Below are 21506 nucleotides of genomic sequence, written 5' to 3'. Positions count from 1 at the left end.
CGTGTCCGCAGTGACCACCCTCGCCGCCGAGGGCTACAACGGCACGGTGCTGAACGGCGCCCTCCTCGTGGCCCTCCCCATCGCGCTGCTCGGCGGCCTGGTCTCCTTCTTCTCGCCCTGCGTCCTGCCGCTCGTCCCCGGCTACCTCTCCTACGTGACCGGCGTCACCGGCACGGACCTCGGCGAGGCCCGGCGCGGCCGGATGGTCGCCGGCGCCTCCCTCTTCGTCCTCGGCTTCACCGCCGTCTTCGTCTCCAGCGGTGCGCTCTTCGGCTACTTCGGCTCCACGCTCCAGGAGGAACGCGGCACCCTGACCAAGGTGCTCGGCGTGCTCATGATCCTCATGGGCGTCTTCTTCGTCGGCCTCATGCCCTGGTTCACCCAGCGCGAGTTCCGCTTCCACAAGCGCCCCGTGACCGGCCTGGTCGGCGCGCCGCTGCTGGGCGCGCTGTTCGGCATCGGCTGGACGCCCTGCATCGGTCCGACCCTCGCGTCCGTCCTCGCGCTCTCCGCCGACCAGGGCACCGCCGGCCGCGGCGCCATACTGACCGTCGCGTACTGCGTCGGCCTCGGCGTGCCCTTCGTGCTCGCCGCGATCGCCTTCCGCAAGGCGCTCGGCGCCTTCGGCTGGATCAAGCGCCACTATGTCTGGGTGATGCGGATCGGCGGCGCCATGATGATCGCGACCGGCGTGCTGCTGCTGACCGGCGCGTGGGACAGCATCGTGCAGGACATGCAGACCTGGTCCAACGGCTTCACTGTAGGGATCTGACCGATGAGCAACACCACCGCGGGCAAGACCCCGACGACCGACGAGGAACAGAACCTCGGCGCCGCCGGCTCCCAGCTGTCCACCGCCCCCGCGGAGGAGGCCCCGAACCTCCCCTCGCTCGGCGTGATCGGCTGGGCCCGCTGGTTCTGGCGCCAGCTCACCTCGATGCGCGTCGCGCTGATCCTGCTCCTGCTGGTGTCGCTGGGCGCGATCCCGGGGTCGCTGATCCCGCAGGACGGCATCGACGCCATGAAGGTCGAGGAGTTCCGCCAGAACCACGACATCCTGGCGCCGGTCTACGACAAGCTCGGCCTCTTCCACGTCTACAGCTCGGTGTGGTTCTCCGCGATCTACATCCTGCTGTTCGTCTCCCTCATCGGCTGCATCGTCCCGCGCACCTGGCAGTTCGTCGGCCAGCTCCGCGGCCGCCCGCCCCGCGCCCCCCGGCGCCTGGACCGGCTGCCCGCCTACACCACCTGGCGCACCGGCGCCGAGCCCGAGGAGGTCCGCGAGGCCGCGCTGAAGCTGCTGAAGAAGCGCCACTTCCGCGCGGACGCCGCCGGGGACGCCGTCGCGGCCGAGAAGGGCTACCTGCGGGAGGTCGGCAACCTCGCCTTCCACATCGCGCTGATCGTGCTGCTGACCTCCTTCGCCTGGGGCCAGCTGTTCAAGTACGAGGGCAACAAGCTGGTCCTGGAGGGCGACGGCTTCTCCAACACCCTCACCCAGTACGACGACTTCAAGTCCGGGAACCTCTTCGACGCGGACCACGACCTGGCACCCTTCAGCTTCACCCTGAAGGACTTCCACGGCACCTACGAGGCGACCGGCCCCAACCGCGGCACCCCGCGCATCTACGAGGCCAAGGTCACCTACAGCGAGGGTGCCGACGGCGCCGAGAAGTCGAAGACCGTCGAGGTCAACAAGCCGCTGCACATCGACGGCTCCAAGGTGTACCTCGTCAGCCACGGCTACGCCCCCATCCTCACCGTCAAGGACGCCAAGGGCGACGTGGTGATGGACAAGCAGGCGGTGGCCCTGCTGCCGCTGGACGGCAACGTCACCTCCTCCGGTGCCGTCAAGGTCATGGACGGCTACCGCAACGCCAAGGGCGAGAAGGAGCAGCTCGGCTTCAACGCGTTCTTCCTGCCGACCTACGGCGGCAAGGGCAGCACGATGCTCTCCACCTTCCCGGCGCTGCTCAACCCGATGCTCGCGCTCTCCGCCTACCACGGGGACCTCGGCGTCGACGCGGGCATCCCGCAGAGCGTCTACCAGCTCGACAAGACCAACCTGGAGGAGTTCAAGGGCTCCGACGGCAAGCTGTTCAAGCAGCAGCTCAAGGTCGGCGACACCATGACCCTCCCGAACGGTGCCGGCTCGGTCACCTTCAACGGCGTCCAGGAGTGGGCCGGCTTCCAGGTCACGGAGCAGCCCGGCAGCGGCTGGGCGCTCGGCGGTGCCGTCGTCGCCATCTTCGGCCTGGCCGGCTCCCTGTTCATCCAGCGCCGCCGCGTCTGGGTGCGGGCCGTGCGCGGCGCCGACGGCGTCACCGTCGTGGAGATGGCCGGCCTCGGCCGCAGCGAGTCCGCGAAGGTCCCCGAGGAGCTGGGCGACCTCGCCGGCGTCCTGTACGACCGGGCACCCGCCGCGCCCGACTCCTCCGACGCTCCCGACAACGACGACACCCCCGATTCCCCCGACACCCACGTCGTACCTGCCGAAGGGGCTGAGAAGTGACTCTCGCCGCCGCAACCGAGTTGGCCGCCGCGACCAACGAGCATCTCGCGAACGTCAGCAACACGCTGATCTACTCCTCGATGGCCGTCTACACACTGGCCTTCTTCGCGTACATCGCCGAGTGGCTCTTCGGCAGCCGCAGCAAGGTCGGCCGCACCGCCGCCGCGCTCACCGACGAGACGGCCGCGGCCAAGGCCGGCGCCAAGGCCGGTCCGGCCGTCACCGTGAAGAAGGCCGGCGGCACCGCCGTACTGGAGCGCCCCGCGGTCGTCGTACGGTCCGCGAGCGGCACCCGCGACGTGCCCGACGGTCCCGGCGCGCACGGCGGCACCGAGAAGGGCGACCTGTACGGGCGGGTCGCCATCTCGCTCACGGTGCTCGCCTTCGCCATCGAGGCGGGCGGCGTCCTCACCCGCGCCCTGTCGGTGGAGCGGGCGCCGTGGGGCAACATGTACGAGTTCAACATCACGTTCACGACGGTCGCCGTCGGCGTGTACCTCGCGCTGCTCGCCCTGAAGAAGAACGTCCGCTGGCTCGGCCTGCCCCTGACCACCACGGTCCTGCTCGACCTCGGCCTGGCCGTCACGGTCCTCTACACCGCCAGCGACCAGCTCGTCCCGGCCCTGCACTCGTACTGGCTGTACATCCACGTCTCCACGGCGATCTTCTGCGGCGCGGTCTTCTACGTCGGCGCGGTCGCCACGATCCTGTACCTCTTCAAGGACAGCTTCGAGAACAAGCTCGCCTCCGGCGGCACCCCGGGCCGCTTCGCCAGCTCCGTCCTGGACCGGCTGCCCGCCGCCGCCTCCCTCGACAAGTTCGCCTACCGCGTCAACGCCGCCGTCTTCCCGCTGTGGACCTTCACGATCATCGCGGGCGCGATCTGGGCGGGCGACGCCTGGGGCCGCTACTGGGGCTGGGACCCCAAGGAGACCTGGTCCTTCATCACCTGGGTCGCCTACGCCGGCTACCTGCACGCCCGCGCCACCGCCGGCTGGAAGGGCCGCAAGGCCGCCTACCTGGCCCTGGTCGCCTTCGGCTGCTGGCTGTTCAACTACTACGGCGTCAACATCTTCGTCTCCGGCAAGCACTCCTACGCGGACGTGGGCCTGGGCGCCCTTCAGTCGGTGGGCTTCTGACCGACGCTCCTGACGACGTCCCGCAGCCGCTCGACGTACAGCCGCAGGTTCTTGTGGGCGACGTCGGTGTCCGGGTAGCGGCTGGCGAACCACAGGCCCTCCGGGAGCCGGGTCACCCAGGCGCACACCTGGTCGCCGTAGGAGACCCGGAGCAACGCGTACGCCGTCCGGTCCGGCCAGCTGTCCGCGCCGGGCACGTCACGGGCGTCGACGTACGACACGATCGAGTACAGGTCGGGTGAGGTCGGCCGGAAGTCCGTGCCGAGCAGGCGCAGCACCCGGTCGATCGGCATGCGGGACATCCGCCGGTTGGCCTGGAGTTCGGCGCGGACCGTGCGCAGCGCGCCGGGGAAGTCGTGGGCCCGGTCCGCCGGGACCTCGATCGGCGCGCCGCCCACGTACCAGCCGACGGACTCCGCCCACTGGGAGCGCGACCGGGTGTGGAAGGGCACCACGGTGCGGTAGACCGGCTCGCCGCCGATCTCGTGGACGATCAGCGCGGTCGCGGCCAGGACACCGACCAGGCTGCCGCCGTAGGGACGGCAGTACGCCTCGAACGCGGCGGCGTCGGCCGCGTCCACCAACGGCTCCCGCAGCAGCCGCTGCTCGGGCAGCGCGCCTCCGGGCCGGACGCCGAGGTCGACGGGGAAGGACGGCAGCCGCCCGTCGCAGCGCCGGATGAACTCCCGCCACCGGGCGACGATGTCGTGGCCGCCGTCGATCCGGTCCGCGTCCGCCCGCTCGGCCTCGCAGAAGTCGACGTAGGAGCCGACCCGGGGCCGCGGTACGGTCCGCCCCGCGACCCCCGCGGCGTACAGCTCGCCGACCTCGGCGGGGATGCGGTAGATCGAGTACGCGTCGACGTTGCTGTGGTCGAAGGCCATGTAGACGCTGACGCCGTCGTCGCGGACCACCGCCGTGTAGATGAGGTTGGGCCAGCGCAGCGCGTCCGCGACCAGGTCGAAGCGGTCCTGGAGGTGCCGGGCGAGGTCCGCCGCGTCCGGGAAGTCACCGACGTCCTCGCGGTGCAGGGCCACCGCGTCCGGGTCCAGCGTGAACCGGCGCATCGTGTCCCCGCCTTCGCCGCCCCACCGGAACCCGCTGCGCAGCGTCTCGTGCCGCAGGGTCCAGGCGCGCAGCGCCTCCTGGAGCACGTCGAGGTCGACCGGGCCCGGGATGTCGAAGGCCGCGCCGAGCCAGGTCGGCACGAACAGCCCGTCCTCGCGCACCGACCGTGCCGTCCGGATGTGCGACTCCTGGATGTACGCGGGCGGCCGCGTGTCCTCGGGCAGCGCCGCGGCGGTGTCGAGCGTCGCGGGACTGAGCGTCCACTCGACGAGGCGTCCGGGCCGGATCTCGCAACGCTGGATGTCGGTCATTCGCACGAGGAGGTCTCCGTTCGCAGATGTACAGACCCGACCAAGGGAATGCCGTCTCCGCGACCGCGCACCTGGTGTGTCGGCACTGTTCAACGGAACGGATGGCCTCTCGAACGCCGATCCGGCCCCGGGGCGGGGGGCCCTTCACCCTTCCCCCGTGCGGCCTTCACCCTTGGGTCTCCGGTCTCCACTCGTCACTCCGGTCCAGGTACGCGTGCAGGGCGCCCGCACCGGCCAGCATCGACCGCGTCCGCGCCGTGAGGGCCCGTCCGCGTGCCTCGACCGCGGCCCGCAGCGCCTCGCTGCTCCCCGCCCGCCGCAGGTCCTCGAGGACGGGCCGGATCCGGTCGAAGAGGTGGTGACTGCGGCGCAGTGCGCGCACCACCCGAGCGTCCCGCACGTCGGCGGGCCCGTACACGCGGTACCCGGTGCCGTGTTCCCGCCCGGGCACGAGCAGCCCCGCCTCCTCCCACACCCGCAGCGCCGACGTCCGTACGCCGATCAGGGCGGCCACCTCGCCGATGCGCAGCCCGTGCGGCCCGTCGCCGGAACGGGGTGGTGGCGCGGCGGTTTCCCGGCTGCCCGTCAGCGCCTCCAGCGCCTCGCCGGCGGCCCGCAGCGACACCCGCTCCTCGTGCAGCGCGGCGTGCGCGGCGTCCACCAGGGCGAGAGCGGCGGCCACGTCCCCGTCGTGCACCGCCCGCATGACCCGCGTCGCCGTCACCGCCCCGTAGCCCGGCTGCAACGCCCGGTACGTCAGCAGCGCGTCCCGGTGCCGCTCGCCGAAGACCCGGTACCCGGCGTCGGTCCGCCCGGCCGGGGGCAGGACACCGGCGACCTCGTAGTTGCGGACCTGCTGTGTCGACAGTCCGGCCGTACGGGCCAGGTCGACGGTGCGCAGACGCCGCTCGCCGTTCCTCATCCGGCGCAGCCTATGCGGGGACGGCGGAACCATGATGCGGGCATGTCGCTTCGGGGGACGGACGCCTACCGGGACGGCGACGGCACCCTGCCGGCGCTGGTCGTCCGGGCCGTGGCGGCGGCCCGTGCGCACGGCTTCGCCCACTCGTGCCGCCCGAACAGGGCCGCCTGCTCCACCTGCTGGCCGCGGGAGCACCGCGGACCATCGCCGAGACCGGCACGGGCTGCGGCGTGGGCCTGGCCTGGCCGGCCTCCGGCGCCCGCCCGGGAACCCGGCTGGTCGGCGTCGAACGCGACGCGGAGCGGGTCGGCGTCGCCCGGGAGGTCTTCCGGGAGCACCCGGAGGTCGAGATCCTCCACGGAGACTGGCGCCGCGTCGAGGAACTCGGCCCGTACGACCTGCTGGTGCTGGACGGCGGAGGCCGGGCCAAGGGCGACGGCGCCGCCGACCCCGCCCGTCTGCTGACCCCCGGCGGCACCCTGGTGGTCGACGACTTCACCCCCGCCACCACCTGGCCGCCCCGCTTCGACGGCGCCCCCGACCGGCCCCGGCTGCACTGGCTGGAGCACCCGGCCCTGCACTCCACGGAACTCCGCCTCGCCCCGGACCTGGCCGCGATCGTCGGCACCCGGCTGGCGGGCGGCCCCGTCGGGTGAGATCAGCGGTTGCGGTCGGTGCCGGGCTCGGTCGTCGTGCGCAGGGCGTCGTCAGCCACTTCCGAGAGGAGGGCGTAGTACTCCTGGGGACGGATGGCGAAGTCGACCCGCGCGGACAGGCCGACCGGATCGTCGTCCGCCACTCTCAACAGGTCGACGGATGTCTGGTTCAACCGCTCGGCGAGACCCTCCCGCTCGGCCTCCTTGAGCAGCTTGCGCAACTCGGCCACGGCCCTCGGCACGCACCGGCGTTCCTCCGGTCCCGCGTTCAGCATCTGCCTCCATCCGGCGGCGGGCGCCGCATCGGACAGTCCTTCCTCCAGGGCCGCGGCCAGCCGGTCGCCCGCCTCCGCCGCGTCACGCGCCGCAGGTCCGGCCTCCACCAGTACCCGAAGCGCGTTGAGCAGTTCCGCGGTGCGCGCATCGGGCCGGTCCGCGTCCAGCCGCAGCGTGGTGTCCTGGCCCACCTCGTCTGCCGCCCGCCGTGCGGCCGCCCACACCTTCTCGGCCTCGCGCCGCCCCAGGCCCGACGCGTGGGCCACACCCCATGCCCCTTCATCGAGAACGTCCCGCACGCTGCCGATGCCGTTGCGCTCCAGTTCCGTCACCGGCAGGTGATCCGCCGCGGCCCCCGGCAGCTCGGCGATCGGGAGCCGGCCGATACGCTCCCGCACCAGCTCGTCGTGCAGCGGCCTCCACGCCCTGCGCACAGCCTCCACGGCTCGGGCATGGTCCTGCGCGGTCCGAACCGCCGTTTCCCTCAGCTGCTCGGCCCGGCGCACGACCGCCGGGTTCATGCCGCTCAGGCGCGCCAGCGAGCGGATGTTCCCGCCGAAGAGGCCGACGACCGTCAAGAGCAGTCCGACGAGCAGCAGTTCGTCGGCCACGTCGAGCGAATCGCCGATGTCGTCGTCCTCGTCCAGGGAATGCAACGCCCCCTTGTCCGGGCCCTCGGCGAGCACGAAGCCCGTCTCCCAACCGAGGTCGGTTCCCGGCTCGTAGTCCGGGGCCTTGAGCACGGGATCCCGCTCCGGGTCGCACTGGTACGGTCCCGTGCGCTCGACGAGATCGAAGGGGTCCGTCCAGCGCACCGTGCACGTGCCGTCGGGCTCCTCGCGCAGGACGGTCAGGTCGACCTGCTTCAACTCGGGGTAGTCCGTGGCCTTGTAGAGGCCCGCCGAGCAGCCGATCAGCAGCACACCCACGGCGACGACCCACCGGAAAAAAGGCACATGCTTCACGCCCCGCCGCCTCTCGCCCTCGCGGCGGTTCCCGCCGCCCGCCAAGTGTGTCCGTGCCCCGCCACGTCAGCAAGGACAGAGACCGGCAACCCCGGCACCGGATCGGCTTCCGGTAATACGACGGAGGCCCCGGGCCGTGGCAGGGGGAAGCCACGGCCCGGGGCCGGTTTGTGGGGCGGTGTTCGCCCGGCGGGAGTCAGTGGGCCTCGGCGGCGCGGGCGGTGACGTTCTGGACGGCCTTGAGGGCGAGGTCGGGGCGGTCGGTGTGGATGTAGTGGCCGCTGCCCTTGGCGGTGGTGAGCCCGGCGTCGGTGGCGAGCTGCCGCCACTCCTGCTGGCCCTTGGCCCACATCTTCTCCAGCGCGGGACCGTAGTCGGGGACCTCGGCGTACTGGGACTCGTGCTTGAGGATCTCGACGGGGATGTCCCCGGCGGAGTGGACCGGGCCGTCGGCGATGACGAACCGCTCCGGGTTCTGGCCCTCGTTGGCCGCGATCGCGCCGTCCCTAACCTGGGCCGCCGGGCCGGTGACGTCGGCGGGGATGGTGCGGTTCATGTCGCGGGTCAGGTGGGGGACGGTGGCGTCCAGGAGCACCAGGCCCTTGACGCGGTCGGTGTGGTCGGGGGTGTAGCGGGCGGCGAGGTAACCGCCCAGGGAGTGCCCGGCCAGGACGACCGTGCGGTCGCCCGCGAGCCGGTCGAGGAGCTTGGTGAGCAGGACCCCGGCGTCGTTGGCGGTCTGCAGGGCGTCGGGGGCGGGCTTGTCGCTGCCGCCCTCGCCGAGGCGGTCGTAGGAGCAGACCCGGTCCGACTCGCTCAGCGACTTCTGCAAGGGGGCCATGTCGGCCAGGCCCTCGCCGCCGCCGGGCATCAGCAGCACCAGGGGCCGGTCGGCGTCCGAGTGGCCGGAGCAGGAGACGTTGACCGAGTGGCCGTCGACGCGGATCTTCTTCGTACCGGTGAAGGAGGCCCCCGCCGACGCGGTGGTGTCCTTCGCGTCGGAGTCGTTGTCGCCGTACTCCTCGTGGAGGACGAGTCCCGCGCCGGCCACGGTGCAGACGACGGCGATCACGGCGGTCGCCTTGGCGAGGGTGCGGAACATGGGGGGGCCTCCAGCGGGCAAGGGTGGGGTGGGGACGCGGTGTCGGGAGGAGCCTTCTCGGTCGGCCTGTCGTGCTCGGCGACTGAGAAGGACTCTATGGATCCGCCGGTCCCGGATCGTCACCCCGCGGTGGACACCTGTCCGTAGCTCCCCCGGGGGACAACCGCTCCCGCCCTACGTCCCGTCTGCGCTGACCGACCGCCAGATCCGCTCCGGCAGGGTCCGCGCGGCCTCGTCCAGGTCGACGTCCCGGCCCCGGACAGGCGGCGCCGGGCGACGGCCACGACCAGGCCCCAGGATCAGCGTCTCCAGCAACGGCATGGGGAGCGGGGCCACTTCGCCCGCGTCGATCCGGGGCCGGATCCACCGGGCCGTCGCCGAGGCGGTCGGCTCCTGCGCGTTCCGCGTACATGTCGCCGGAACAGGCTTCGGGGAGTCGCGCGTCCAGCGGTGTCGTCGACGTCTTCGCGCTGGGGCCGGTGCTGGCGTACGCGGCGTCGGGCCGTCCGCCCCTCGGCGACGAGTCGGGGCACGCGGTGCTGTACCGCATCGTGCACGAGGAGCCCGACCTCCAGCCGCTGCGGGACCTGGAGCCCGAACTCGCCGACGTCGTCGCCGCCTGCCTCGACAAGGACCACGAGGGCCGCCCCACCGCCGCCGAACTGCCGGAGACCGCCGAGCGGCACGGGCCGTACGAGCCGCCGCCGTGGCCGGGAGGCCCTCACCGAGCGGCTGGCCGAACGGGCGGCCATCGTCACGAAGCTGCCGGAGGAGGCGGACCTCCCCGAACCCGAACCCGAGTCCGTGCCCGGACGCGAGTCCGCGGCCACCCGGCGGCCGGATCCGGGCCGGTCCGAACGGCGACACCGCCACCGCGTCCTTTTCGCCGTCGTCCCGGTCGTGGTGGCGGACCGGGCAGGAGTGGCGGGTGGGGTCCGGCGGCACCCTCAAGAACGTCGCGACCGGCGGCTGCGTCACCGTCGGCGCGATGAGCGGCACCGGCGTGCGCAACAAGGCCTGCGACCAGTCGGCGGCCCAGCGCTGGACGCGCACCTAGGGAGTGTCGTACGCCGCGATCGCGGTCCGGACGAACGAGCGGACCAGTGGGTTCGGGCCGGTCCGCGGCCAGGCCAGCACCACCGGGCTCGGCGGCAGGCCCGTCAGCGGGACCACGGCGAGCCCCTCGGCGGGGACGTGGCCGACGAGGGTCATGCCGACCGTGCCGTTCCACAGGACGGCCTGCCGGCACTCGCGGACGGTACGCACCACGGGCCCGGTGCGCGGCTCCCCGCCGTGCCAGTACGCCTGCCACCGGGGGTCCGTGCCCTCCGGGAACCGGAACCAGCGGCGGTCGGCCAGCTCGGCCGGGGTCAGGCTCGCGCGTCCGGCCAGTGGATCGTCGGCCCGCAGCAGGGCGCCCACCGGGTCGGCGCGCAAGGTGCGCGTGGTCAGGCCGGTCGGGTCGAAGGGGCCGCGGGTGAGGGCCACGTCGACCAGTCCGGCGTGCAGCCCGCAGGTGGGGTCGGTCAGGTCGGTCTCTCGGACGGTGACCTCGGCGTGCGGGTGGCGCCGGCGGTAGGCGTCGGCCAGCCGGACCACGTCCGGGTCGGCGCTGTCGCCGAGGATGCCGACGGTGAGGGTCGCGGCACCGGCCGCGGTGGCCACGCGCGCGCGTACCCGGTCGGCCCGGTCGAGCAGGGCGCGGGCCTCGTCGAGCAGCACCGACCCCGCCCCGGTGAGGGTGACGCCGGTGGAGGTGCGGTGGAGCAGCGTGGCGCCGAGTTCCGTCTCCAGCGCCCTGATCGCCCGGCTCAGCGGCGGCTGGCTCATGTGCAGCCGGACGGCCGCCCGGCCGAAGTGGAGTTCCTCGGCGACCGCCACGAAGTAGCGCAGCGTACGCAGCTCCAACCGGTCCATCCTGCGACGATACCCGTGCGGTATCGCGTGCGCGGAACGGGTCTTGGACCCTCGCGGTGCTCCGGCGGTGGAATCGGGCCATGACCGACGCACCGCTCAGCAGTGAGCCCCAGCCGCCCCGTCCGGGCGCGGACCCAGCCGTCTCCGTGGTGGGACCGGACGACGGTGAGACGATCCTGCTGGGCACCACCCGCATGCGCGTCCTGGAGGACGGCAGCCACACCGGCCACCGCCTCGGCATGGCCGAGTCCGTGCTCGCCCCGCACACCCCCGGTCCGCCCCAGCACCGCCACGCCCGGCACGACGAGGGCTTCTACGTCATCTCCGGCACGGTGCGGTTCACCGTGGGGGACGAGGACGTCGACGCGGCGGCGGGCACGCTCGTGATGGTCCCGCCCGGCGCACCGCACACCTTCGCCAACACCACCGATGAACCGGCCCGCATGCTCAGCACCTTCACGCCGGACCTGTACGTCCAGTACTTCCGCGACCTCGGCGAGCTCTACGCCGACGGCCGTACCCCGACCCCGCGGGAGGGCCTGCGGACGATGAGCCGCTACGCGACCGAGCCCGCCACCGACTTCGCCCCGGGCGCGGAGTCGTGACCGCCGCGTACTGGATCGTCGCCGGGCTCCTGGCCGCCTTCTACCTGTACGGGGGCGCGTTGAAGGCGCTGCGCAGCCGGGAGGGGCTCCGGCCGATGATGGCCTGGGTGGACAGCACACCGATGCCCGCCGTCCGCGCCGTCGGGATGGCCGAGATGCTCGGCGCGGCCGGGCTGGTCCTCCCGCCGCTGACCGGCGTCGCGCCCTGGCTGGCCCTGGCCGCGGCCGTCGGGTTCGTCGTCCTGCAGATCGGCGCGACCGGGGTCCACCTGCGCCTCGGGGACCGGCGGGTCGCCCTCAACCTCACCCTCCTGGCCACCGCCGCGGTCACCGTCGGGCTCGCCACGACCTGGCTGTGACCCGGCGTCAGCCATGCGGCGGGGTGTGCCGGGCCGCCTCCAGGAGCCGGCCCGCGAGGTCGGCGACGAGACCGCGCAGCTCGTCCGGCCGTTCGACGACGAACGGGCGGTCCAGCGAGGCGAGCACCCCCGGCACCCAGTCGAGCCGCTCGACCCGCATCTCCACCCGGCACCAGGGTTCGTCACCGCCCGGCCCTCCGCTCCCGGAGGCGTCGCCCCCGCCGTCATCCGCGGTCACGATCGCCACGCCGGGCGGCAGGCGGGTGCGGATCTCCTCGGCCGTGCCCTGGATCCGCACCGTCACGGCGTGCCGGTAGGGCGCGGTGGCCAGCGCGGTCAGTACGCGCTCCGCCGGGCCCGGTCCGGGCGGCGGTTCGAAGGTGCCGGGCAGGATCCTCGCGCCGCTGACGCGGTCGAGGCGGAACGTGCGCTCCGCACCGGCCGAGAGGTCCCGGCCCGTGATGTACCACCGGCCCGCGTGCGCGACCAGCCCGTAGGGATACACGGTGCGTTCGCCGCCCCCGCCGCGGCCGCCGGTGTACCGGATCGCCACCGGCCGGTGATGGCGCACCGCGTCGGCGATCGGAAGCAGGACGGCGGCCTCCGGGGCGGCGGACCCGGCCGGCGCGGTCGTGAAGGTGAGGGAGTCGAGCACCGCGTCCAGGCGGTGGCGGAGCCGCTCCGGCAGCACCCGTCGGACCTTCGCCGCCGCCGTCTCGCCCGCCGTGCCCGCCGCCGCGGTGATCCCCGTCCGCCGCCCGGCGACCAGGCCCAGCAGTACGGCCAGCGCCTCGTCGTCGGTCAGCATCAGCGGGGGCATGCGGTGGCCGGGGGCGAGCCGGTAGCCGCCGTAGCGGCCACGCACCGACTCCACCGGGACGTCGAGGTCGACGAGGTGGTCGACGTACCGGCGCACCGTGCGCTCGCCGACACCGAGCCGGTCGGCGAGTTCGGCCACGGTGCGCACCCCGCCCGCCTGGAGCAGTTCGAGCAGGGTGAGCACACGGGACACGGGACGGGACATGCCCCAAGTCTGCCGCCGATACCGGCCGGATTGTGACCGGTATTGCTCCTAGCGTGAGGGGGACAGCACCCGCCGAACAGGAGTGAACCGATGAATCTCGTCTCGATCCGCGTCATCACGGGCGACGTCGCCCGCCTCGTCGACTTCTACGAGCGTGCCACCGGGCTGCGCGCGACCTGGGCCACCGAGGACTTCGCGGAACTGCGCACGCCCTCGGGCACCCTCGCGATCGGCAGCACCCGCACCGTGCCGCTCTTCGCCCCCGGCTCCGCCCACCCCGCCGCCAACCGCAGCGTGATCATCGAGTTCCTGGTGGACGACGTGGACGCCGTGCACCGGAACCTGACCGGCCTCGTGGCGGAGTTCGTCAAGGAGCCCACGACCATGCCCTGGGGCAACCGCGCGCTCCTCTTCCGCGACCCCGACGGCAACCTGGTCAACTTCTTCACCCCGGTCACCCCGGCCGCCGTCGAGAAGTTCGCCGACGTCGCCCGCTGACCGCCCCCCTATGCTGGACCCGCCCGCAGGGGCGAGGACCGCACGCGGGGAGCGACCGGGAGGGATCTGTGTCAGCGCTGGAGCCGGACGACCCGCGCTCCGTCGGGGAGTACCGGCTGCTGAGCCGGCTGGGTGTGGGCGGCATGGGCCGGGTCTTCCTCGGCCGGTCCCCGGGAGGCCGGCTCGTCGCGGTCAAGGTGGTGCACGCCGAACTGCTGCGCCGGCCTGAGTTCCGCGACCGCTTCCGACGCGAGGTCCAGGCGGCCCGGATGGTCAGCGGCGCCTTCACCGCCCCGGTCGTCGACGCCGACCCGGACGCGCCGCTGCCCTGGCTGGTCACCAGCTACATCGCCGGACCGTCCCTGGAGCAGGCGGTGGCCGAGCGGGGGCCGTTCGAACCGCAGGCGGTGCTCACACTGGCCGCCGGGCTGGCCGAGGCGCTGGTGTCCATCCACGCCGCGCACCTCGTCCACCGCGACCTCAAGCCCTCCAACGTGCTGCTCGCCGAGGACGGGCCGCGCGTCATCGACTTCGGCATCGTGCGCAGCGTCGACGCCGACTCCCTCACCGGCACCGGGCACATGGCGGGCTCCCCGGGCTTCATGTCCCCGGAGCAGGTCAACGGGGACGAGGTCACCTGGGCCAGCGACGTGTTCTGCCTGGGCGCGGTGCTGGCCTTCGCGGCGACCGGCGCCAACCCCTTCGGCGCCGGACCGACGCCCGCGCTGCTCTACCGCGTGGTGCACAACGCCCCGGACGTGGACGCCGTCGCCGACCCGGCGCTGCGTTCCCTGATCGCCGACTGCCTCGCCAAGGACCCGGCCCACCGGCCCGCCCCGCGCGAGATCCTCGCCCGCATCGGCCCGCTGGGCGGCGAGAGCGCGACGGCCCTGCCGCACGCCCAGCAGTGGACGCCGGCCGTCCGTCCGACCCGCGCGGACGCCGTGCCCACCCGGATCGTCCCGCCGCCCGCCGCGCCCCCGACGCATGCGCGGACCCGCGTCGACCCCACCCGTCCGCCCGCGCACGCGGCGACGCCCGCACCGGCGGACGTACGCCCGACGGCGACCGGGGACGGCGGCCGCCGCGGTCGCCGGGCCTTCCTGCTGTCCGGCGCGGGCGCGCTCGCCGCCCTCGGTGTCGGGACCGGGTTCTGGCTCAACCGCCCGGCGGCCTCGGACGCGTCGGGCGCGCCGGACGGTGCCGCACCCTCGCCGTCGCCCTCCTCCGCGTCGCCGCCGCCCCCGGGACCGGTCGGGCTGTGGCCCCTCGACGAGGCCTCCGGCCAGGTCGCGCGGGACACCGCGGGCGGCCACGACGGCACCGTGACCGGCGTCGCCTGGCAGGGCGCGGGGGAAGGCGCCGCCTTCGACGGGACCGGCAGCCAGATCGTGACCGACGGCCCGGTGCTGCAGACCGGCGCGGGCCGCAGCTTCACCGTCGCCGCCTGGGTCCGCCTCTCCGTCCTGCCGGGCACCTTCGCCACCGCCGTCAGCCAGGACAGCGCCGACGCCAGCGGCTTCTACCTCCAGTACTCCAGCGAGGACCAGGGCTGGGCCTTCTCCCGCCCCGGCCTGCGCGCCGTCGGCCGTACCGCTCCCGCCGCGCAGGTCTGGACCCACCTGACCGGCGTCTGCGACGGCCGCGTCCGCAAGCTGCGCCTGTACGTCAACGGTGTCGAGGAGGCGGTCGTCGAGGACACCGGCCCCGCGCCCGCCACCGGCGCCTTCATCATCGGGCGGGCCTCCTTCGACGGGCAGCCCCGCGACTTCTTCCCCGGCGCCATCCGCGACGTACGGGCCTTCGACCGGGCACTGAGCCCGGCCCGGGTCGCGAAGCTCGCGTGATGCGGCTGACGGGAAGTCACCCGCGTTCCGCGTCCTAGGGCCTGTCGTTTGGATCAGGTCGGCTGAGAGTTACTGCGCTTTCAGCCCAGCCGAGCGGGGCGTGGTGCGTGCAGCTGCAAGGCGGAGGAGGGCGACAGGGCGGAGCCCTGGCAACCGACGACAACGCCGCAGATGCGCGTGTCACGCCCCGCGACACCGGCATGATCCAAACGACAGGCCCTAGTCCTTGTCCCCGTCCTTGTCCTTCTCGTCGTCCTTCTCCAGGGACTTCAGGAAGTCGGGGTTGTCGTCCGGCGCCACCCACTGCCGCCGCCCGCCGCCCTGCCAGGGCGAGGAGCCGGCGGGCTGCCGCTTCTTTCCGGCGATGATCCAGGAGATCGAGCCGACCAGCGGGAAGAGCAGCACGAGGATCGCCCACAGCGGCTTGGGCATGTGGCGGATGTCGGCGTCCTTCGTGCTGATGCAGTCGATGAACGCGTAGACGCTCAGTGCCAGTGGCACGAGGAACATCAGCACCCGGAGCATGGGCCTCTCCAGCTCAAGCGAGGGGTGGGGACGTGTCAGGGCCCCCAGGTACAGGGCCAGGGTAGCCGCTCGGGGATACTGGACCGCATGGCTTACGACGATCTTCGCTCCCTGCTCAGGGCGCTGGAGCGCGAGGGCGACCTCAAGCGCATCAAGGCCGAGGTGGATCCGTACCTGGAGGTCGGGGAGATCGTCGACCGGGTGAACAAGGCGGGCGGCCCGGCGCTGCTCTTCGAGAACGTGAAGGGCTCCGACATGCCCCTCGCGATGAACGTCTTCGGCACCGACCGCCGCCTGCTCAAGGCCCTCGGCCTCAAGTCGTACTCCGACATCTCGGACAAGATCGGCGGACTGCTCCGTCCCGAGCTGCCCCAGGGCTTCGTCGGCGTGCGCGAGGCCTTCGGGAAGCTCGGCACGATGACGCACGTACCGCCGAAGAAGGTGAAGCCGGGCAGCGCCCCCGTCCAGGAGGTCGTCCTCACCGGCGACGACGTGGACCTGGACCGGCTCCCCGCCCTCTTCACCTGGCCGGACGACGGCGGTTCCTTCTTCAACCTGGGCCTGACCCACACCAAGGACCCGGACACGGGCATCCGGAACCTGGGTCTGTACCGGCTCCAGCGCCACGACAAGCGCACCATCGGCATGCACTGGCAGATCCACAAGGACAGCCGCAACCACTACCAGGTGGCCGCCCGTCGCGGTGAGCGGCTGCCGGTCGCCATCGCCTTCGGCTGCCCGCCCGCCGTGACGTACGCCTCCACCGCGCCCCTCCCCGGTGACATCGACGAGTACCTGTTCGCCGGTTTCCTCCAGGGCAAGCGCATCGAGATGGTCGACTGCAAGACGGTCCCGCTCCAGGTCCCGGCGCAGGCGGAGGTCGTCATCGAGGGCTGGCTGGAGCCCGGCGAGATGCTCCCCGAGGGCCCCTTCGGCGACCACACCGGTTTCTACACCCCGCAGGAGCCCTTCCCCGCCCTGAAGATCGACTGCGTGACGATGCGGAAGCGCCCGCTGCTCCAGTCGATCGTGGTCGGCCGCCCCCCGACGGAGGACGGCCCGCTGGGGAAGGCCACGGAACGCTTCTTCCTCCCGCTCCTCAAGATCATCGTCCCGGACATCGTGGACTACCACCTCCCCGAGGCCGGCGGCTTCCACAACTGCGCGATCGTCTCGATCGACAAGAAGTACCCCAAGCACGCCCAGAAGGTGATGCACGCCATCTGGGGCGCGCACATGATGTCCCTGACCAAGCTGATCGTGGTCGTCGACTCCGACTGCGACGTCCACGACCTGCACGAGGTCGCCTGGCGGGCGCTCGGCAACACCGACTACGCCCGTGACCTCACCGTCGTGGAAGGCCCGGTCGACCACCTCGACCACGCCTCCTACCAGCAGTTCTGGGGCGGCAAGGCGGGCATCGACGCCACGAAGAAGCTGCCCGAGGAGGGGTACACGCGCGACGGGGGGTGGCCGGACATGGTGCTGTCCGACCCGGAGACGGCGGCGAAGGTCGACCGCCGCTGGAAGGAGTACGGACTGTGACGTCGGCTTCCGCCGCCCTGCCGCAGCAGCCGGGGCGCACCAAGGCGTTCCTGCGCCTGGTGATGATCGAGCACTCGGTGTTCGCGCTGCCCTTCGCCTACATCGCCGCGCTGACCGCGATGTACCTGTGGGACGAGAACATCCACTGGGGCCGGCTGCTCCTCGTCACCGTCGCCATGGTGGGCCTGCGCACCTTCGCGATGGCGGTCAACCGGATCATCGACCGCGAGATCGACGCCCGCAACCCGCGCACCGCCCACCGCGAACTGGTCACCGGTGCCATGTCGGTCAAGCACGCCTGGACCGGCGCGCTGATCGCCCTGGTCGTCTTCCTCGGCGCGGCGGCCCTGCTCAACCCCCTCTGTCTGGCCCTGGCCCCCATCGCGGTGATCCCGATGGTGGTCTACCCGTACGGCAAGCGGTTCACGAACTTCCCGCAGGCCATCCTCGGCCTCGCCCAGGCCATGGGCCCCGTCGGCGGCTGGCTGGCGATCAGCGGCGAGTGGTCCTGGGAGGCCGTGATCCTCGGCCTCGCGGTCGGCATCTGGATCGGCGGCTTCGACCTGATCTACGCCTGCCAGGACGTCGAGACCGACCGGCAGGTCGGCGTGAAGTCCGTCCCGGCCCGCTTCGGCGTCCCGGCCGCGATCTGGGGCGCCCGCGCCTGCCACACCGTCACCACCGCCCTGTTCGCCTGGTACGCCGTCGCCACCGACGCCGGTGTCTTCTTCTGGCTCGGTCTGCTGATCGTCGCGGGCGCGTTCCTCTACGAGCACACCATCGTGCGCCCCACCGACCTGTCCCGCCTCAACAGGGCGTTCTTCTCGGTCAACGGCTTCATCGGCATCGCCCTGTTCGTGTGCGCCCTGCTGGATCTGCTCGTGCGGGGCCTGAGCGTCTGAGCACGGTGCCGACACGCTTCGGCTCCCCGCCGATCCCGAGGCGGCGGACCGGTCCTGAGGACTGCCCCGTCCACCGGTAGGCTCAAGATGTGAACCCAGGAGATTCGCAGCGCGTGCCTTGGATCGTGGGGGTGTCCGGGGCGTCCGGCACCCCGTACGCCGCCGCCGTGCTGCGTGCGCTGCTCGCCGCCGGCGAGAGCGTCGACCTGGTGGTCAGCCGGGCCTCGCGGCTCACCCTGCTCGACGAGACCGGCATCCCCTTCCGCGACGCCCACTGGCAGCAGGACCTGCGCGAATGGCTGGCCCGCGGAGCCGACGGAAAACCGGACACCTTCGACGCGGACGTCTCGGGCGTACGGCACTGGAGCGCGGGCGACCTCGCGGCCGGGCCGTCCTCGGGGTCGTACGCGACGAAGGGCATGCTGATCGTGCCCGCGTCGACGGCCTGCGTGGCCGGTGTCGCGCTCGGGCTGTCGAAGGACCTGCTCCAGCGCGCCGCGAGCGTGACCCTCAAGGAGCGCCGCAGGCTGGTCGTCGCCGTACGGGAGACCCCCCTGGACGGCCGGACGCTGCGGCACCTGGTGACCCTGGACGACGCCGGCGCGAGCGTGGTGCCCGCCTCCCCGGCCTTCTACGCGGGGGCGACGCACATCCAGGACCTGGTGGACTTCGTCGCCGGACGCGTCCTCGACGCGGCGGGCGTCGGGCACGACCTCTACCGCCGCTGGCGCGGTGACCTCGGCGGGGCCCGCCCCACCACCTGAGCACCACCTCCCCCCACACGTTTGTTACCCACATCTTCAGAATTCTTCAGTGGAAGGCTTCGATCGCATGGACGCGGTGGACAGGCAGCTCATCCAGGCCCTGAGGGAGAACGGCCGGGCCTCCTACGCGGAGCTGGGGCGCCTGGTCGGACTCTCCGGACCCAGCGTCACCGACCGCATCAACCGGCTGGAGGCGGCCGGTGTCATCACCGGCTACCGGGCCACCGTGGACGCTGCCTCGCTCGGCCTCGGCGTCACCGCCCTGATCGGCGTCTCGCTCTCCGACGCCGCCGACCACGAGGACGTGGCCCAGCGCCTCAAGGAGCTGCGGGAGATCGAGGACTGCTGGTTCATCGCCGGCGACGACTCCTACATGCTGAAGGTGCGCGCCGCCGACGTGGACGGCCTGGAGAGCATCATCCGGCGGCTGTCGGGCACCAAGGGCGTGTCCCGGACCCGTACCACCATCGTTCTCTCCACCAAGTGGGAGAACCGGGTGGGCGAGCTGCCGGAAGAGGTCCAGTAGCCGGGGCGTACGGTTGACCCGTCTGTCTCAGAAAGAGGTATCGCATGGACGCCGGGCTCAAGCGCGAGCTGGAGCAGAAGGTCCGCTCCGGTGAGCGGCTGACCCGCGAGGACGGCATCGCGCTGTACGAGTCGGACGATCTCGCCTGGCTCGGCGGCCTCGCGCACGAGGTGCGGACGCGGAAGAACGGCGACGTCGTCCACTTCAACGTCAACCGCCACCTCAACATGACCAACGTGTGCACCGCCTCCTGCGCGTACTGCTCCTTCCAGCGCAAGCCGGGGGAGAAGGACGCGTACACGATGCGCATCGAGGAGGCGGTGAAGCTCGCCAAGGCGATGGAGGGTGAGAACCTCACCGAGCTGCACATCGTCAACGGCCTGCATCCGAACCTGCCGTGGCGCTACTACCCGCGCTCGCTGCGCGAACTGAAGGCCGCGCTGCCGGACGTCTCGCTGAAGGCGTTCACGGCCACCGAGATCCACCACTTCGAGACCATCTCCGGGATGTCCGCCTCCGACATCCTGGACGAGCTGATCGACGCCGGCCTGGAGTCCCTCACCGGCGGCGGCGCGGAGATCTTCGACTGGGAGGTGCGGCAGCACATCGTCGACCACCGCACCCACTGGGAGGACTGGTCCCGCATCCACCGCCTGGCCCACGAGAAGGGCCTGAAGACCCCGTGCACCATGCTCTACGGTCACATCGAGGAGCCCCGCCACCGCGTGGACCACGTGCTGCGCCTGCGTGAGCTGCAGGACGAGACGGGCGGCTTCCAGGTCTTCATCCCGCTGCGCTACCAGCACGACTTCGTGGACATGAAGGACGGCAAGGTCAGGAACCGCCTCCAGGCGCGTACGCAGATGGCGACCGGTGCGGAGGCCCTGAAGACCTTCGCCGTCTCGCGTCTCCTCTTCGACAACGTCCCGCACGTCAAGGTCTTCTGGGTCATGCACGGCGTCCAGACGGCCCAGCTGGCCCTCCAGCACGGTGCGGACGACATGGACGGCTCGGTCGTCGAGTACAAGATCACGCACGACGCGGACGACTTCGGCACGCCGAACAAGCTGACGCGTGAGGATCTGCTGGACCTCATCCGCGACGCCGGGTTCCGGCCGGTCGAGCGGAACACGCGGTACGAGATCCTCCGGGAGTACGAGGGTCCCGACCCGGCGCGGCGGGAGTCGCCGCAGCCGATGCGGGTCTGACACGGGCGGTTCGGTTGTTCGCCGGGTGCGGGCCGGTGGGGGCTGGTCGCGCAGTTCCCCGCGCCCCTTGAGGTGCGTGCACTGCGCGCCCCTGAAAGGGGCGCGGGGAACTGCGCGACCAGCCACAGACCACCCGCACCCGGCATCGGATCCGAACCGTCCACGGCGGGTACCCGCACCCCCATGGCCACCGAGGACGACTACACCGCACGACCCTTCGTTCCCACACGCGGCGGCCTCCCCGCCCTGCGCCGGGCGGCGGCCGACTGCCGAGGCTGTCCCCTGCACCGCGACGCCACCCAGACCGTCTTCGGCGCCGGCAAGGCGACCGCCCGCCTCATGCTCGTCGGTGAGCAGCCCGGCGACCAGGAGGACCGGCAGGGCAAGCCCTTCGTCGGCCCCGCCGGGCACCTCCTCGACCGGGCGCTGGCGGACGCCGGCCTCGACCCGGCGGACGCGTACGTCACCAACGCCGTCAAGCACTTCAAGTTCACCCGGGCCGAGCCCCGCAAGCGCCGTATCCACAAGGCGCCCACCCTGCGCGAAATGACGGCCTGCGGCCCCTGGCTGGCCGCCGAACTGGCACAGGTGGAGCCCGAGCTGATCGTGGTGCTGGGCGCCACGGCCGGGAAGGCGCTGCTCGGCTCCTCCTTCCGGGTCACCCGGGTGCGCGGCACGGTGCTGGAGGAGGAGATCCACGGGCGGCCGGAACGGCTGGTACCGACCGTGCACCCGTCGGCCGTGCTGCGGTCCGACGACCGCGAGGGTGCCTACCGGGGACTGGTCTCGGACCTGAAAACCGCCGCACGAGCACTCGGGTAATGGCTACTATGGC

The 21506-nt window shown here is 72.5% G+C and carries 21 protein-coding genes and 2 pseudogenes; 16 read left to right on the top strand and 7 right to left on the bottom strand.

Annotated elements, in window-relative coordinates; genetic code table 11:
• The first annotated feature begins 1 nt into the window (after window position 1).
• The 3 genes from ACZ56V_RS04480 to ccsB are packed head-to-tail and all read left to right on the top strand — an operon-like array spanning window position 2 to window position 3651.
• Complete coding sequence (locus ACZ56V_RS04480; protein ID WP_052839381.1) at window positions 2–772, top strand: cytochrome c biogenesis CcdA family protein; 771 nt, start codon at window positions 2–4, stop codon at window positions 770–772.
• A gap of 3 nt (window positions 773–775) precedes the next feature.
• Complete coding sequence (resB, locus tag ACZ56V_RS04475) at window positions 776–2512, top strand: cytochrome c biogenesis protein ResB (protein WP_398917658.1); 1737 nt, start codon at window positions 776–778, stop codon at window positions 2510–2512.
• A complete protein-coding gene (gene ccsB / locus ACZ56V_RS04470; RefSeq protein ID WP_468939083.1) occupies window positions 2509–3651 on the top strand; it encodes a c-type cytochrome biogenesis protein CcsB in 1143 nt (380 codons plus the stop codon). The genes resB and ccsB overlap by 4 nt, the downstream gene beginning before the upstream one ends.
• Here the strand turns inward: ccsB and ACZ56V_RS04465 are convergent.
• Window positions 3633–5036 (bottom strand): condensation domain-containing protein, encoded by a 1404-nt coding sequence (locus ACZ56V_RS04465; RefSeq protein ID WP_398917662.1) that lies wholly within the window; start codon window positions 5034–5036, stop codon window positions 3633–3635. The two genes, ccsB and ACZ56V_RS04465, sit on opposite strands and share 19 nt — an antisense overlap.
• Window positions 5037–5196: 160 nt before the next feature.
• On the bottom strand, window positions 5197–5952 hold the full coding sequence (locus tag ACZ56V_RS04460; RefSeq protein WP_467382552.1) for a TioE family transcriptional regulator: 756 nt from the start codon (window positions 5950–5952) through the stop codon (window positions 5197–5199).
• A 42-nt stretch (window positions 5953–5994) separates the two neighbouring features.
• On the opposite strand from ACZ56V_RS04460, the pseudogene ACZ56V_RS04455 reads away from it, so the two are divergent.
• Window positions 5995–6608, top strand: a pseudogene (locus ACZ56V_RS04455) (O-methyltransferase).
• 2 nt (window positions 6609–6610) lie between these two features.
• Here the strand turns inward: ACZ56V_RS04455 and ACZ56V_RS04450 are convergent.
• The gene (locus ACZ56V_RS04450; RefSeq protein ID WP_468939078.1) at window positions 6611–7849 is read right to left on the bottom strand and encodes a hypothetical protein; all 1239 of its coding nucleotides are present in this window, start codon (window positions 7847–7849) and stop codon (window positions 6611–6613) included.
• A gap of 196 nt (window positions 7850–8045) precedes the next feature.
• Window positions 8046–8951: an alpha/beta fold hydrolase gene (locus ACZ56V_RS04445; protein ID WP_468939075.1), complete on the bottom strand. Its 906-nt coding sequence runs from the start codon at window positions 8949–8951 to the stop codon at window positions 8046–8048.
• A gap of 410 nt (window positions 8952–9361) precedes the next feature.
• Here ACZ56V_RS04445 and ACZ56V_RS04440 point away from each other — a divergent pair.
• Both ACZ56V_RS04440 and ACZ56V_RS04435 read left to right on the top strand, forming a co-directional pair.
• Window positions 9362–9556 (top strand): annotated as a pseudogene (locus ACZ56V_RS04440) (serine/threonine protein kinase); the annotation flags it as partial.
• 323 nt (window positions 9557–9879) lie between these two features.
• Window positions 9880–10008, top strand: coding sequence for a hypothetical protein (locus ACZ56V_RS04435; protein WP_467382689.1), 129 nt, complete (start codon window positions 9880–9882; stop codon window positions 10006–10008).
• On the opposite strand, the gene ACZ56V_RS04430 is transcribed toward ACZ56V_RS04435, so the two are convergent.
• Window positions 10005–10868 carry a LysR family transcriptional regulator gene (locus ACZ56V_RS04430; protein ID WP_468939072.1) on the bottom strand — a complete coding sequence of 288 codons (864 nt, stop codon included), beginning with the start codon at window positions 10866–10868 and terminating at the stop codon, window positions 10005–10007. The genes ACZ56V_RS04435 and ACZ56V_RS04430 overlap by 4 nt on opposite strands.
• A gap of 80 nt (window positions 10869–10948) precedes the next feature.
• Between ACZ56V_RS04430 and ACZ56V_RS04425 the strand changes: the two genes are divergently transcribed.
• Together ACZ56V_RS04425 and ACZ56V_RS04420 are read left to right on the top strand one after the other, a co-directional pair.
• Window positions 10949–11473: a cupin domain-containing protein gene (locus tag ACZ56V_RS04425; RefSeq protein ID WP_398917676.1), complete on the top strand. Its 525-nt coding sequence runs from the start codon at window positions 10949–10951 to the stop codon at window positions 11471–11473.
• Complete coding sequence (locus ACZ56V_RS04420) at window positions 11470–11832, top strand: DoxX family protein (protein ID WP_467382544.1); 363 nt, start codon at window positions 11470–11472, stop codon at window positions 11830–11832. The genes ACZ56V_RS04425 and ACZ56V_RS04420 overlap by 4 nt, the downstream gene beginning before the upstream one ends.
• A gap of 7 nt (window positions 11833–11839) precedes the next feature.
• Here the strand turns inward: ACZ56V_RS04420 and ACZ56V_RS04415 are convergent, their stop codons facing one another.
• Complete coding sequence (locus tag ACZ56V_RS04415; RefSeq protein WP_467382542.1) at window positions 11840–12856, bottom strand: helix-turn-helix transcriptional regulator; 1017 nt, start codon at window positions 12854–12856, stop codon at window positions 11840–11842.
• A gap of 90 nt (window positions 12857–12946) precedes the next feature.
• Here ACZ56V_RS04415 and ACZ56V_RS04410 point away from each other — a divergent pair, with 90 nt between their 5' ends.
• Together ACZ56V_RS04410 and ACZ56V_RS04405 are read left to right on the top strand one after the other, a co-directional pair.
• Entirely contained in the window at window positions 12947–13354 is a 408-nt protein-coding gene (locus ACZ56V_RS04410; protein ID WP_104633570.1) for a VOC family protein, read from the top strand.
• Window positions 13355–13422: 68 nt separating this feature from the next.
• On the top strand, window positions 13423–15201 hold the full coding sequence (locus ACZ56V_RS04405; protein ID WP_468939066.1) for a protein kinase domain-containing protein: 1779 nt from the start codon (window positions 13423–13425) through the stop codon (window positions 15199–15201).
• Window positions 15202–15420: 219 nt separating this feature from the next.
• On the opposite strand, the gene ACZ56V_RS04400 is transcribed toward ACZ56V_RS04405, so the two are convergent.
• Window positions 15421–15726 carry a PLD nuclease N-terminal domain-containing protein gene (locus ACZ56V_RS04400; protein WP_398912149.1) on the bottom strand — a complete coding sequence of 102 codons (306 nt, stop codon included), beginning with the start codon at window positions 15724–15726 and terminating at the stop codon, window positions 15421–15423.
• A gap of 87 nt (window positions 15727–15813) precedes the next feature.
• On the opposite strand from ACZ56V_RS04400, the gene ACZ56V_RS04395 reads away from it, so the two are divergent.
• The 6 genes from ACZ56V_RS04395 (at window position 15814) to ACZ56V_RS04370 (ending at window position 21493) form a co-directional block, all read left to right on the top strand.
• Window positions 15814–17271 carry a menaquinone biosynthesis decarboxylase gene (locus tag ACZ56V_RS04395; protein WP_398912150.1) on the top strand — a complete coding sequence of 486 codons (1458 nt, stop codon included), beginning with the start codon at window positions 15814–15816 and terminating at the stop codon, window positions 17269–17271.
• Window positions 17268–18173 (top strand): menaquinone biosynthesis prenyltransferase MqnP, encoded by a 906-nt coding sequence (mqnP, locus tag ACZ56V_RS04390; RefSeq protein WP_468939063.1) that lies wholly within the window; start codon window positions 17268–17270, stop codon window positions 18171–18173. Before ACZ56V_RS04395 ends, mqnP begins: the two co-directional genes overlap by 4 nt.
• A 113-nt stretch (window positions 18174–18286) precedes the next feature.
• Window positions 18287–18937, top strand: coding sequence for a UbiX family flavin prenyltransferase (locus tag ACZ56V_RS04385; RefSeq protein WP_398912152.1), 651 nt, complete (start codon window positions 18287–18289; stop codon window positions 18935–18937).
• Between the two features lie 67 nt (window positions 18938–19004).
• Window positions 19005–19463 carry an Lrp/AsnC family transcriptional regulator gene (locus ACZ56V_RS04380; protein ID WP_007443788.1) on the top strand — a complete coding sequence of 153 codons (459 nt, stop codon included), beginning with the start codon at window positions 19005–19007 and terminating at the stop codon, window positions 19461–19463.
• A 44-nt stretch (window positions 19464–19507) separates the two neighbouring features.
• A complete protein-coding gene (mqnE, locus tag ACZ56V_RS04375; protein ID WP_087789939.1) occupies window positions 19508–20671 on the top strand; it encodes an aminofutalosine synthase MqnE in 1164 nt (387 codons plus the stop codon).
• A gap of 183 nt (window positions 20672–20854) precedes the next feature.
• Window positions 20855–21493 (top strand): UdgX family uracil-DNA binding protein, encoded by a 639-nt coding sequence (locus ACZ56V_RS04370; protein WP_398912153.1) that lies wholly within the window; start codon window positions 20855–20857, stop codon window positions 21491–21493.
• Window positions 21494–21506 lie beyond the last annotated feature (13 nt).

The organism is Streptomyces sp. NPDC034099 (assembly GCF_055575415.1).
The sequence above is the reverse complement of the archived record's forward strand: the minus strand, read 5'-3'. Positions and strand labels throughout refer to the sequence as shown.